We start from the raw sequence: 12,553 nt of genomic DNA, 5'->3' as shown, positions 1-12,553 counted from the left end.
ACAACTCATGCTAAAAATTTCACGCACCTTCAAACTCATGGCGCTTGGTTTGGCTATGGCTTCTGGCCTTGCACATGCACAAAGCTACCCCAACCGCCCCGTCAAAATCGTCGTGCCATTTGCTGCAGGTGGTCCTGCTGACAACTACGCGCGGTTCATGGCACAACGTTTGACCGATGAGCTCAAGCAACCTTTCGTGATTGACAACAAGCCAGGCGCTGGCTCCATCATCGGCACTGACTTTGCAGCCAAGTCGCCCGCTGACGGCTACACCTTGTTGATGATGTCCAACACCCAAACGGTGAACGAGTCGCTCATTCCTAAAAAGCCTTTCGCGCTGATGAAAGACTTTGTAGGCATCGCGCCTGTCAACTACTCCAACTTGCTGTTGGTGGTTCACCCTTCTGTGCCTGTGAAGAATGTGGGCGAGCTCGTCGCCTTAGCCAAGTCCAAGCCCGGCAAGCTCAACTTTGCGTCATCTGGCAATGGCACGCCGTATCACATGGCGGGTGAATTGTTCAAATACATGGCGGGCGTGGACATGACACACGTGCCCTACAAAGGCAGCTCGGGCGCACGCACCGACATCGTGGGCGGTCAAGTGGATGTGATGTTTGACGCGGAAACCACCATGGCCGAATTCGCGCGCAACGGCCAAGTACGCATGCTCGGTGCTACTGGCTTAGCACGCTCAGCCAACTTGCCCGATGTGCCTACCGTGGCCGAAACCGTGCCCAAATACGAAGCCACGATTTGGCTGGGCTTCATGGCACCTAAAGGCACACCGACTGACATCGTGAACAAACTCAACGGGGAAATTCGCAAAATCGTCAACAACCCCGAAGTCAAAACTGCTTGGGCGAAACAAGGCGCTGTACCCATGTCAATGACCGTGGCCGAGTTTGACCATTACCTCAACGCCGACATCGCCAAGTGGGCCAACATCGTCAAGGTCTCTGGCGCTAAAGCCGACTGAGCCATGAGCGAAAAGTTGGTGGCATTTCACGTCAATGGACGCGAGGTGTCGGTGCAAGACCAGCTGGGTCAGACCTTGCTCGATGTGTTGCGACACACACTGCACCTCAAAGCTACGCGCATGGGCTGCGGTCAAGGCGAATGCGGTGCATGTCGCGTCATGCTCGATGGCCATGCCGTGGCGGCGTGTGACACACCGCTGTGGTCGGTCAACGGCAAACACGTGACTACAGTGGAAGGCTTAGGTAGCCGAGAAGCACCGCATGCCTTGCAAACCGCCTTCATTGAAGAACAAGCCATGCAATGCGGCTTTTGCACCAGCGGCATTTTGATGTCAGCCGCAGCTTTACTGCAACGCCAAGCACACCCCACACGACAAGAAATCGTGCAAGTGCTTGACGGCCATTTGTGCCGCTGCGGTGCGCACAACCGCGTGGTTCGAGCCATCGAAAAAGCGGCTGCTAAGCCCACGGTTGCATGACACCCGAATCGCTCAAAGCACATTCCCTGCTCGGCCAATGGTTGCAGCTCAATAGCGCGGGCCACGTGCAAGCCTTCTCAGGCAAAGTGGATTTGGGCCAAGGCATTTCAAACGCGTTACGACTCATCGTGGCTGAAGAGTTACGCCTCTCACCTGAACACATCCATATGGTGGCCGCTAGCACGCACACCAGCCCTGACGAAGCCGTCACCTCTGGCAGCTTGTCGGTGCAGCATTCGGGCACAGCACTTCGTTGTGCTGCGGCATATTGGCGAGAACATTGCAGAGCACAAATGGCTCAGCGTTGTGGCGTTGAACTGCAAGCTGTGCGTTGTGGCGCAGACGGCTTCTCAACAGACGGCTTTGCGCAACACGCGACCTATGCAGAACTCACTGCACCTGAAACTTGGCAAAGCACCATCGATCCAGCTTTGGTCGATTCTCCCTACACAGCACTAGATGTTCTCTTTAAACCTTCATCGGACATCGCACATCGTCCCGATGTAGCGAGCAAAGTGTTTGGCGAATTTGAATATATCCACGACCGTGTGTTGCCTAGCATGTGCCATGGCATGGTGTTCAGGCCTGGCACGTTGACGGCTGATGTCATCGAGACAGATATGCAAGCCTTGGTCAACCAATTGCAAACGCAAAGCGATGTGCTGCATGTGCAGCGCGATGGCTTGTTGTTGGGCGTGCTGACTGAAACCGAATACGCCTTACGCAAAATTGCACAGCACATTGAAGAAGGTGCAACACAGGGCAAATATTGGCACTGCCAAGCTGAAACACCCGACCTGTTGAATTTGCCTCAATGGCTCAAAGCGCAAACGCTGGACACAACCGTTGTGACTGATACATCCAGCAATACGCACACCACCAGCGCGCTACGCATCAGCGCCGAGTTTGAACGCCCTTATTTACAACACGCCTCCATCGGTCTGTGTTGCGCCTTGGCGCATTGGGATCCAGCTGCACAACAGCTGGAAATGTGGAGCCACAGCCAAGGCATTTACAACTTACGCCGCGACATCGCTTTGGCGTTTGAGCTGCCGCTCGATCGCGTGCAAATCTCACACGTGGAAGGCGCAGGCTGCTATGGCCACAATGGCGCAGACGATGTGGCCTTTGATGCCGCTTGGCTCGCACGCCTAGTCCCCAATCGCCCCGTGCGTGTGCAATGGACGCGGCAAGCCGAGCTAGGCCAAGCCCCCTTGGCCCCTGCTATGGCGGTTCACATCGAAGCGGCTCTGAACACAGAAGGTCTGATCAGCGAATGGACCCAAACCGTTTGGAGTCAAGGCCACGGCACACGCCCTGGCCGAGGCAAAACACCTGCCCTATTGGGCGCATGGCAAACCACACACGCTCACCCCGTGACGATGGCAGTCAACGCGGCCATGAGTGTGGGCGGTGGGTCCGAGCGTAATGCGCAGCCACCTTATGACATCGCCTCTGTGAAGGTGCTCAACCACCGCGTATTGAACATGCCGTTTCGTGTGTCCGCCATGCGCGCCTTGGGCGCACCCACCAATGTGTTCGCCGCTGAATCGGTCATGGACGAATTGGCTTTGCGTACCTCGCAAGACCCATTGGCATTTCGTTTGGCACACCTGCACAGCACTGGGCAAGCACGCGCAGCGGCTGTGCTGCAAAAGGCGGCAGACATAGCGGGCTGGACTGCCACACGCCCCACTAACAAACCCGAAGGCTGGGGGCGTGGCCTAGCCTACGCGCGCTACAAAAACACGGGCGCGTATTGCGCCGTGGTGGTCGAGCTGGTGGTGGAAGAAAAAGTAAAACTGCACAAGCTTTGGACAGCGGTCGACTTGGGCCATGTTGTGGATGCAGATGGCGCGGCCAATCAAATCGAAGGCGGCGCACTGCAAGCAGCCAGCTGGGCATTGTGTGAAGCCGCACGACTCAGCCATCAGGGCATCACATCCAACAACTGGGGCAACTACCCCATCTTGAAATTCAGCGACATGCCTGCGGTTGAAGTGGCACTCATGTCGCAACCCCACGAGCCCTCACTCGGCGCTGGCGAATGCAGCTCAGGCCCCACCTGTGCAGCCATTGCCAACGCTATTTTTGATGCCATCGGTGTGCGCATGCGTGCCATGCCGTTCACACCCGACAACTTATTAAAAACCATCGAGGCTGAACACACATCGGCCCAGTCTTAAACCTCCGAAGAAAGAAAGCAACATGCAAGTATTGAGTGGCGGCGCAGCCGCAGCCGTGGTCAAAGCCGTTCAGGCTGAGTTTGAAAAAAGCACAGGCACATCTATTCACGGCACGTTCAGTGCTGTGGGCCAAATGCGTGACCAGCTGGTGGGTGGCACACCATGCGATATGGTCATCCTCACCAAACCACTCATTGAGCAACTCATCGCCTCTGGCCATGTGGTGGCAGGCAGCGCACGTTCGTTAGGCAAAGTCAAAACAGGCGTGGCCGTGCGCACAGGCACCGCCCACCCCAGCGTCAACACGCGCGAGCAACTGCACGCGGCCATGAGCGCAGCACAAGGCATTTACTTTCCAGACCCCGACAAAGCCACCGCGGGCATTCACTTCATGAACGTGCTCAAAGCATTGGGCCTAGATGAAACCATGCGCAGCAAATTCCGCGTGTTCCCCAACGGCGCAACCGCCATGGGCGAAATGGCCAAGAGCAACGAGAGCGGTTTGATTGGCTGCACCCAAGTGACCGAAATCAACTACACCGAAGGCGTGGATTTGGTCGATGTGTTGCCCGCCGAGTTTGAGCTGAGCACCGACTACACCCTAGGCATTTGCACACATACACAAAACCCAGCGCATGCCGAGCTGCTGGCCGACTTGCTCACGGGCGCTGCATCAGCGGCTGTGCGCAAGCAAGGCGGATTTGAGTTTTAATCCAACACGATCCATAGATTCAACCCACTGAAAGACTGACACATGAAACTGAACGTCAACGGAAAAAATCATGCCCTCGACGCCGAGGCCGAAATGCCCCTGTTGTGGGCCTTACGTGATGAGCTCAACATCAAAGGGCCAAAGTTTGGTTGCGGTGTGGCGCAGTGCGGCGCTTGCACTGTGTTGCTCAACGGCGAACCTGTGCGTTCTTGCTCCTACCCCGTGTCAGCGGCTGATGGCCAAAAAGTAGTCACCATCGAAGGCTTGGCAGACAAAGACAAATTGCACGCCGTACAACAAGCGTGGATCGACCACCAAGTGCCTCAGTGCGGTTACTGCCAAGGCGGTCAAATTTTGGCGGCCGTGGCCTTGCTAAAGAAAAAACCAAAACCCACCGATGCAGACATCGATGCAGCCATGAGCAACATTTGCCGCTGCGGCACCTATGCACGCATGCGCACCGCCATCCACGCTGCAGCAAAGAAAGGGGCACGCGCATGAACACCCCACTCACACACGCAGGCGCTAAGCGCCGCCACTTCCTGAAAGTTTCAAGCACTGCTACGGCAGGTTTGTCGTTGGGCTTTTTTGTGCCCGAACGTGCCAACGCGGCAGAGACACCCCAACTCAACGTGTGGGTTGAGATTGAAGCCAACGACACCATCGTCATTCGCTACGCTCGCGCTGAAATGGGCCAAGGCAGCATGACCTCTGCCCCGATGATCATTGCGGAAGAGCTGGATGCCGATTGGAAAAAAGTGCGCGTCGAATACGCCACTGCCCATGAAAACCTGCGCACCAAACGCGCCTATGGCGACATGGCTTCGGTGGGTAGCCGCACCATTCGTAACTCGCAAGAGTACTTGCGCAAAGCAGGTGCCACCGCTCGTGAAATGTTGGTCGCCGCAGCGGCACAGCAATGGGGCGTACCCGCCAGCGAATGCAAAGCATCGCTCAACAAAGTCACACACGCGGCCAGCAAGCGCAGCCTCAGCTACGGCCAGCTTGCCGCTGCAGCTGCCAAGCTCGAAGCGCCCAAAGAGGTCAAACTCAAAGACCCGAAAGACTGGACGATCATTGGTAAACCCATTCCACGCATCGACATTCCAGACATCGTGACCGGCCGCATCAAATACGGCATCGACACACAACTGCCAGGCATGTTGCACGCAGCAGTGGCGGCTTGCCCTGTGTTCAATGGCAAGGTCAAGAGCATGGATGCCTCTAAGGTGGAGAACCGCCGAGGCATTGTCAAAGTGCTCAACATGGGCGAATTTGTGGCCGTGGTGGCCGACAACTGGTGGCGTGCCAAAGAGGCTTTGCGCGAAGTGTCGGTCGAGTGGGATGTGGGCGAACACGGCACACTCAGCAGCGCGGCCATCATGGCGCACTTCAAAGCGGGCATGGAACAAACCGAGCTGGCTGTGGCGCGCAACGATGGCAATGCACCTGTTGCATTGGCCAAAGCAGACAAAGTGATTGAGGCGGATTACTTCACGCCCTATCTCGCGCACGCCACGATGGAGCCCATGGTATGTACCGCTTGGTTGCAAGGCGACCAGCTGGAAGTGTGGTCATCCACACAAAACCCAGAAGGCACTTTGGCCGTGAGTGCGGCCACCGCAGGTGTGCCGCAAACCAACGTCAAAGTACATCCTGTGCAACTCGGTGGTGGCTTGGGCCGCAAGAGCCCGCAAGACTTCACACGCCAAGCCGTGATGATTGCCAAAGCCATGGCAGGCAAACCCGTCAAGATGCTGTGGACACGTGAAGAAGAAATTCAACACGGCCTGTATCGCCCTGCCAGCTTGATGCGATTCAAAGCAGGCATGGACGCCAATGGCAAAGTCGACGCACTGCACATCCGCGTGAGCGCACCATCCATCTTGGCCACGCTGCTCAAACTGCCTTTGCCCAAAGGGGTGGACGGTCAAGCGGTGGCCAGCTTCAACGATCATCCGTATGACATCCCCAACACCTTGGTGGATTACGCACAGCGCAACACCAATGTGCCCGTGGGCTTTTGGCGCTCGGTGGGCCACTCGCAAAACCCATTTGGGCGCGAGTGTTTCATTGACGAATTGGCACTGGCCGCAGGCAAAGACCCCGTGGCTTTCCGCTTAGACATGTTGCCCAACAACGAAAAATCTAAGCGCGACCGCAGCATCCTTGAAGCTGTGACCAAAGCCGCGGGCTGGGGCAGCAAGCTGCCTACTGGCGTGTTCCGTGGCGTGGCCGAAACCGAAGGCTACGGCAGCTGGACGGCGTGCGTTTGCGAGGTGTCAATCAACGCCAAGAACGAAGTCAAGATCCATCGCGTGGTCATTGGCATCGACCCTGGTTATGCGGTCAACCCCGACAACATCGTGGCGCAGTTCCAAGGCAGTGTGGTGCATGGTTTGACGGCCATCTTCTGGGGTGAAAACACCATCAAAGAAGGCCGTGTGGAGCAATCCAACTTCCATGACTACCGCATGATGCGTTTGAACGAAATGCCAAAAGTTGAAGTGGTCATTGCACCGACCGGTGGTTTCTGGGGTGGCGTGGGTGAACCTGCGCAAGCGCCTTTGGCTCCTGCATTGGTCAACGCCATTTCTGCGGCCATGGGCAAACGCATTCGTTCATTGCCATTGAAGAACCACGGGCTCAGCTTGGCCAAAGCATGAGCGTGTGGGATGCCTCTGCGCCGTCACGTCGGCGCTGGTTGCAGCACAGTGCATCGTTAGGGCTTGCTTGGGCCACCGTTCAAGCAAGCCCTGCCTTTGCGCAAAAAATGGAATCGGGTGAGCTCAAAACTTTGGTGCAAATGATCAGCCCCATCACTCAGAGTGCGAAGCTTTTGCAGCAAGATGTGAGCATCAGCGCCCCCGTGCTGGCAGACAACGGCTCGTTGGTCCCGCTGGGTGTGCAGGTACAAAGCCCCATGACACAGCAAGACCACGTGACCCATCTGTACTTGCTGTCGCAACGCAACCCCGTCACGCGCATGGCGGTGTTTCACATGGGGCCTTGGAATGGCCGTGCAGAAATCAACACACGTGTGCGCTTAGCAGGCACACAAGCTGTAGTGGCGTTGGCGCGTTTATCGAGCGGTGAGTTTCGATTTGCACAGACCGACATCATCGTGACCGAATCAGCCTGTGTGGATGCCTCATGAATCTAGCGCGCATGCAATGGCCCGAGCGCATCGTTGCAGGCGATGTGGTGAAAGTGCGCCTACTGGTGCAGCACCCCATGGACACGGGCTACCTGCAAGACCTGCTGGGAAAAATGGTGCCACGCAACGTCATCCGCTTGCTCACTTGCAAACTGGGCACACGCGAAGTGCTGAGGGTCGAGCCCTCTTCAGGCATAGCGGCCAACCCCCTGTTTGAATTTTTTGTACGCGCCACAGAGACTGCCGAGATGCATGTGGAATGGATAGATGACCGTGGCAACCGAGGTGAACTCAAACAAACCATGACGGTTCTACCTGCATTGTGAAGACCTAAAATTAGGGCATGTCTGCCAATACAAGCCACAACGCCACCACACTCTCTGACACCTCCACCTCGGTGCTGGAATTTGCCAACTGCCAGTGGCGCGTGCGCAGGCCCAAGCCCTTTGTGTTGGTGATTGAAGGCGAGGAAAAAGACTTTAAGGGCCATGCGGCACAAGCCCCCACCGACTACCTGCACGACAAACTTCTGTTGCCCGAATGGCGCGAAGCCTTTTACAAGCTGGTCGATGCCACGGGCTTGGTGGTGTGCCTGAACGTACACACCCAACACCCCACCTACCGCGATGTGCGCGGGCGCTCTAGCAAAGGGCGGCTGAGCCAAGGCGAGTACTACCACCACGACGGCTGCACTGGCCCTGTGAAGCCGCGCTTTGTGGAAATTCGCTGCCCCATTCAGCCGCAAACACGCGGAGTGGCCACCGCTGTAGCGCCACATCACGATGTGGTCAAAGCCATGGCGCAAGTGCTGCCCGCAGAACTGGCCGCCACATCCGCACTGGCCACACAAGACATGTGCCCCGAAGCCTTGAAGCACATGGACTACGCCGCGCTAGACCACTTGCAAGGCCTCATCACGCGCACCGTGCGCAAGAAGCTCAACGCCGAAGGCGCACGCAGCTACTTCCGCCAAGTCGATGCCGCCGCCAATGCCTACTTTGAACCTTGGGCCTTGGGCGAAAGCCGCTTCATTGCCAACGCCAACAGCGGCATCACCATGCAACACCGCCGCGCCTACCAAGCCCCACACACCGGAGGCGTGGCCAATGGCCACTTGGTCAAGCGCTGGACCAATGAAGAGCTGCTGCTACCCGGTCAGGTGGCTGACCTTGCCTTGATTGCTGCGCTGTGCAGCGAAGAAGGTGATGAAGCGGACGGGGAGCGGGCTGAGGGGTGTTACCTCGGGGCGCATTGAGTGCGGTGAATGAATCGATAGAGCAACTAAATATTTCACAATAAATTAAACAGTTGCAATATCTAATTGCAACCGAGGCAGAAAGCTAGTCATTGAAAAGATCATAAAAAACTTGCCTAATCACGCTCAAAAGTAATCCTCATACTAACAAGAGGCCGTTCCACTGAGCAATATATGCGCCCACCATGAGCTTCAACGATTTCTTTTGCCAAATATAGGCCAAAGCCCCCTCCCTCTTCCACGGTAGAAAAGCGAACTCCTCGTTCAAAACAGCGCTGCGGATCTATCATCTGATCGGAATAATTTTCTACAGTGATCTCAAGTATTTTGTCTGTAACACTTATCGTGACATCGATATCAGAGTTAGACCTCCCATATTTAATTGCATTTTCAATTAATGTGGCAAACACAATAGGAAACGACTTTGCACTTCCTTTAAGACTACCTTCACTATCACCTTCAATATTAATTCTCATGCCCTTGTCTTTGGCCCGACTCTCTAAAATCCGCTTCATCTTAAAAGCCAATGGAAAGACTCGGATCGTATTATCTGTAGGCAATGCACGCATTGCATCCATATTTGAAAGCGCCTCCAGAATATCAAAGTTATTCCGCATTAGCTCAGAAGCTCCCTTAATCACTTTAAGATTACCAGTATCTCTACCGCTACCAATCTCTATTTCTGCACTCTTCAGTACGGAACCATTTAGCTTTCGTAGTTCATGAAATGCTTGTGGCAAAACTTTAGAAGCCTCAATTACTGCGCTAGCTTTTAGTTCATCAAACTGATGCACAGCATTAGCAAAGTTATCAAGATCAGCTCTTGATATATGATTTTTACTGTACTTTTTAGCTGATAAACGTTCCTTACTAGTATTAAATCTCGGCTGTGCGACCATGCCTATGACCGAATACCGAGTTCCATTTGCAGAAAATAATTTACTAGTAAAACCGTGCGGGCATAAATAATAACCATCAGGTTTAGATTTCAAATTCTCATAGTGCGTTTCGCACTCTACCGAAGACAGGCACTCCTTTGGCACAAGATGTGTGCAGCCATTAGTTTTTATTGAAGATGCCAAGTTAACCAATGGAAATATTGCTGGAATATTCATATATTAGAAAAACTTGCCAATCAATACATCAATTGCTTTATTGGCTGTAAATTTGAATGCCTTTAACAAATATTTATTAAACTCATCCCGTTCACCACCTTCGATACATTCGATGAGTTTATTTTTCAACTCTTTTTTTGTCTTTGAATCTTTAATTCCAAGTCCATCAACCAACTCATCAAATAGATAGCTCTTGCTATAAGTTATGCGGACTTGTTCCTCAATTAACTCCATAGAGTCCATAACGCCCCAATCCTTTGGCAGCACAGCATGAGATAGTTTAAAGAAGTCAGCCTCAGATGCGGTAAGACTACGTGATGTATATGCGATTAACCTAACTCCGACGGCCTCTTTTCGTAAGAACCTCAATAAACTTAATCCTTGCGCATTCCCTAGATCAGAACCAACGCCATGGTAATCAACAATAATCACATCGTAAATACCCGTTGAATATTTTGAGAGATCATTGCCTTTTCGATCATGATCAACAGAGAATCCTTGTTTTTTCAGAAAATCAATCAACTGTAATTTTTCGTCATCATCAATAACAGCTATTCTTGTTTTTTTAATAATTTCCTGTCTTGTGACATTTGTCTCAATTGAAAATTCTTTATCGCGAAAAAAACCTAACAATTTCATCTCCTATCTGTCTGTTTTGATTAGAACTACAAAAATAAATTTTATAGCTACTAAAGTAATCATATTTGATGACCGACCGAAAAAACACAAATAGTCAAAAATATATTTTCATTTTTGCAAGTAACTGTCCTACAAACAAAGAAGCCGCCAACCCTTTCAGGTTGGCGGCTTCTTTATTTGCAGCGCGAAGTGTTTACTTCTTGCTAGGCGGCAAGTCCGTGCAGCTACCGTGTGCCACTTCTGCCGCCATGCCGATGCTTTCGCCCAGCGTGGGGTGTGGGTGGATGGTTTTGCCGATGTCCACAGCGTCTGCGCCCATTTCGATGGCCAGAGCGATCTCGCCAATCATGTCGCCCGCATGCGTGCCCACCATGCCGCCGCCCAAGATCTTGCCGTGGCCGTGGGCCTCGGGTGAATCGTCAAACAGCAGTTTGGTCACGCCTTCGTCGCGGCCGTTGGCAATGGCGCGGCCCGAGGCGGTCCAAGGGAACAAGCCCTTTTTCACCTTGATGCCTTGCGCTTTGGCTTGGTCTTCGGTCAAGCCCACCCATGCCACTTCGGGGTCGGTGTAGGCCACGCTTGGGATAACGCGTGCGTTAAACGCAGCGGCTGCCAGCTCTTTGTTGCCTTGCAGTTCGCCCGCAATCACTTCGGCCGCCACGTGTGCTTCGTGCACCGCTTTGTGCGCCAACATGGGCTGGCCCACGATGTCGCCAATGGCGAAGATGTGCGGCACGTTGGTGCGCATTTGAATGTCGACGTTGATGAAGCCGCGGTCAGTCACAGACACGCCCGCTTTTTCAGCAGCGAGTTTTTTGCCGTTGGGCGTACGGCCCACGGCTTGCAACACGAGGTCGTACACCTGCGGCGCGGGGGCTGTGCCGCCCTCTTCTGCGGGTGCAAACGTGACTTCAATGCCTTCGGGCAAGGCGCGTGCGGACACGGTCTTGGTCTTGAGCATGATATTGTCAAAGCGCTTGGCGTTCATCTTTTGCCAGATCTTCACCAAGTCGCGATCAGCACCTTGCATGAGGCCGTCCATCATTTCCACCACGTCTAGGCGTGCGCCCAGCGTGCTGTAAACCGTGCCCATCTCTAGGCCGATGATGCCGCCGCCCAAGATGAGCATGCGCTTGGGCACTTCTTTGAGTTCCAAAGCACCGGTGCTGTCAACCACGCGTGGGTCGTTGGGCATGAAAGGCAAACGTACCGCTTGCGAGCCTGCAGCGATGATGGCCTTCTTGAAGGCGATCACTTTTTTGCTGCCGTTTTGTTCTTGTGCAGTGCCGGTGGTCTCGCTCACTTCGAGGTGATGTGCACCCACGAATTGGCCCAAGCCGCGCACGGTGGTGACCTTGCGCATCTTGGCCATGGCAGCCAAGCCGCCTGTGAGTTTGCCAATGACTTTTTCTTTGTGACCGCGCAGCTTGTCGATGTTGACGGCGGGTGTACCGAAGTCCACACCCAGGTCAGCCATGTGCGCCACTTCGTCCATCACCGCTGCGACGTGCAGCAAGGCTTTGGATGGAATGCAACCCACGTTCAAACACACGCCGCCCAAGGTGGCGTAGCGCTCAACGATGACGACGTTCAAGCCGAGGTCAGCCGCACGGAATGCAGCCGAGTAACCGCCGGGGCCACCACCCAACACGAGCACATCGCACTCGATGTCGGCCGAGCCGCCAAAGGATGAGGCTGTGGGTGCAGGGGCTGCTGCCACTGGCGCAGCGGGTGCTGCTGCGGCTGGAGCCGCTGTGGGCGCTGGTGCAGCAGGCGCGCTAGCCGCACCCTCTGCATCCAACACCAACACAACAGAGCCTTCTTTGACCTTGTCGCCCAGCTTGACTTTCAACTCTTTCACCACGCCGGCGTGTGAGGATGGAATTTCCATCGACGCTTTGTCGGACTCGACAGTGATGAGCGATTGTTCTGCTCGGACGGTGTCGCCGGGTTTGACCAGCAACTCGATCACGGCCACTTCGTCGAAGTCGCCGATGTCTGGAACTTTGATATCAATCATTGCCATATCAAGT

At 54.5% G+C, this 12,553-nt stretch carries 12 protein-coding genes; 9 read left to right on the top strand and 3 right to left on the bottom strand.

Features of this window, described 5'->3' with window-relative positions:
* The first annotated feature begins 7 nt into the window (after positions 1-7).
* Genes B9Z35_RS05070 through B9Z35_RS05030 form a run of 9 tightly spaced genes read left to right on the top strand, consistent with a single transcriptional unit; the run spans position 8 to position 8,766 of the window.
* Entirely contained in the window at positions 8-976 is a 969-nt protein-coding gene (locus B9Z35_RS05070; protein WP_108282530.1) for a tripartite tricarboxylate transporter substrate binding protein, read from the top strand.
* A gap of 3 nt (positions 977-979) precedes the next feature.
* Positions 980-1,456, top strand: coding sequence for a (2Fe-2S)-binding protein (locus B9Z35_RS05065; protein WP_108282529.1), 477 nt, complete (start codon positions 980-982; stop codon positions 1,454-1,456).
* Positions 1,453-3,642 carry a xanthine dehydrogenase family protein molybdopterin-binding subunit gene (locus B9Z35_RS05060; RefSeq protein ID WP_108282528.1) on the top strand — a complete coding sequence of 730 codons (2,190 nt, stop codon included), beginning with the start codon at positions 1,453-1,455 and terminating at the stop codon, positions 3,640-3,642. Before B9Z35_RS05065 ends, B9Z35_RS05060 begins: the two co-directional genes overlap by 4 nt.
* Before the next feature lie 22 nt (positions 3,643-3,664).
* Positions 3,665-4,354 carry a substrate-binding domain-containing protein gene (locus B9Z35_RS05055; RefSeq protein ID WP_108282527.1) on the top strand — a complete coding sequence of 230 codons (690 nt, stop codon included), beginning with the start codon at positions 3,665-3,667 and terminating at the stop codon, positions 4,352-4,354.
* A 42-nt stretch (positions 4,355-4,396) separates the two neighbouring features.
* Positions 4,397-4,855, top strand: coding sequence for a (2Fe-2S)-binding protein (locus B9Z35_RS05050; protein ID WP_108282526.1), 459 nt, complete (start codon positions 4,397-4,399; stop codon positions 4,853-4,855).
* Positions 4,852-7,020: a xanthine dehydrogenase family protein molybdopterin-binding subunit gene (locus B9Z35_RS05045; RefSeq protein ID WP_108282525.1), complete on the top strand. Its 2,169-nt coding sequence runs from the start codon at positions 4,852-4,854 to the stop codon at positions 7,018-7,020. The genes B9Z35_RS05050 and B9Z35_RS05045 overlap by 4 nt, the downstream gene beginning before the upstream one ends.
* A complete protein-coding gene (locus B9Z35_RS05040) occupies positions 7,017-7,511 on the top strand; it encodes a thiosulfate oxidation carrier protein SoxY (RefSeq protein ID WP_108282524.1) in 495 nt (164 codons plus the stop codon). Before B9Z35_RS05045 ends, B9Z35_RS05040 begins: the two co-directional genes overlap by 4 nt.
* The gene (soxZ, locus tag B9Z35_RS05035) at positions 7,508-7,837 is read left to right on the top strand and encodes a thiosulfate oxidation carrier complex protein SoxZ (RefSeq protein WP_108282523.1); all 330 of its coding nucleotides are present in this window, start codon (positions 7,508-7,510) and stop codon (positions 7,835-7,837) included. The genes B9Z35_RS05040 and soxZ overlap by 4 nt, the downstream gene beginning before the upstream one ends.
* A 17-nt stretch (positions 7,838-7,854) precedes the next feature.
* Positions 7,855-8,766 carry a hypothetical protein gene (locus tag B9Z35_RS05030; protein WP_108282522.1) on the top strand — a complete coding sequence of 304 codons (912 nt, stop codon included), beginning with the start codon at positions 7,855-7,857 and terminating at the stop codon, positions 8,764-8,766.
* Between the two features lie 116 nt (positions 8,767-8,882).
* Here B9Z35_RS05030 and B9Z35_RS05025 read toward each other — a convergent pair whose 3' ends face one another.
* From B9Z35_RS05025 to lpdA, 3 genes are all read right to left on the bottom strand, one after another.
* Positions 8,883-9,881 carry a HAMP domain-containing sensor histidine kinase gene (locus B9Z35_RS05025; RefSeq protein WP_108282521.1) on the bottom strand — a complete coding sequence of 333 codons (999 nt, stop codon included), beginning with the start codon at positions 9,879-9,881 and terminating at the stop codon, positions 8,883-8,885.
* A gap of 3 nt (positions 9,882-9,884) precedes the next feature.
* Complete coding sequence (locus tag B9Z35_RS05020; RefSeq protein WP_108282520.1) at positions 9,885-10,520, bottom strand: response regulator transcription factor; 636 nt, start codon at positions 10,518-10,520, stop codon at positions 9,885-9,887.
* Between the two features lie 193 nt (positions 10,521-10,713).
* Complete coding sequence (gene lpdA / locus B9Z35_RS05015; RefSeq protein WP_108282519.1) at positions 10,714-12,546, bottom strand: dihydrolipoyl dehydrogenase; 1,833 nt, start codon at positions 12,544-12,546, stop codon at positions 10,714-10,716.
* Between the last annotated feature and the right edge of the window lie 7 nt (positions 12,547-12,553).

The organism is Limnohabitans sp. Jir61 (assembly GCF_003063545.1).
Classification (GTDB): Bacteria; Pseudomonadota; Gammaproteobacteria; order Burkholderiales; family Burkholderiaceae_C; genus Limnohabitans.
The sequence above is the reverse complement of the archived record's forward strand: the minus strand, read 5'-3'. Positions and strand labels throughout refer to the sequence as shown.

Coding starts and splice junctions, on each gene's coding strand:
- B9Z35_RS05070 (WP_108282530.1), top strand. CDS start 8: ATGCTAAAAATTTCACGCACCTTCAAACTCATGGCGCTTGGTTTGGCT.
- B9Z35_RS05065 (WP_108282529.1), top strand. CDS start 980: ATGAGCGAAAAGTTGGTGGCATTTCACGTCAATGGACGCGAGGTGTCG.
- B9Z35_RS05060 (WP_108282528.1), top strand. CDS start 1,453: ATGACACCCGAATCGCTCAAAGCACATTCCCTGCTCGGCCAATGGTTG.
- B9Z35_RS05055 (WP_108282527.1), top strand. CDS start 3,665: ATGCAAGTATTGAGTGGCGGCGCAGCCGCAGCCGTGGTCAAAGCCGTT.
- B9Z35_RS05050 (WP_108282526.1), top strand. CDS start 4,397: ATGAAACTGAACGTCAACGGAAAAAATCATGCCCTCGACGCCGAGGCC.
- B9Z35_RS05045 (WP_108282525.1), top strand. CDS start 4,852: ATGAACACCCCACTCACACACGCAGGCGCTAAGCGCCGCCACTTCCTG.
- B9Z35_RS05040 (WP_108282524.1), top strand. CDS start 7,017: ATGAGCGTGTGGGATGCCTCTGCGCCGTCACGTCGGCGCTGGTTGCAG.
- soxZ (WP_108282523.1), top strand. CDS start 7,508: ATGAATCTAGCGCGCATGCAATGGCCCGAGCGCATCGTTGCAGGCGAT.
- B9Z35_RS05030 (WP_108282522.1), top strand. CDS start 7,855: ATGTCTGCCAATACAAGCCACAACGCCACCACACTCTCTGACACCTCC.
- B9Z35_RS05025 (WP_108282521.1), bottom strand. CDS start 9,881: ATGAATATTCCAGCAATATTTCCATTGGTTAACTTGGCATCTTCAATA.
- B9Z35_RS05020 (WP_108282520.1), bottom strand. CDS start 10,520: ATGAAATTGTTAGGTTTTTTTCGCGATAAAGAATTTTCAATTGAGACA.
- lpdA (WP_108282519.1), bottom strand. CDS start 12,546: ATGGCAATGATTGATATCAAAGTTCCAGACATCGGCGACTTCGACGAA.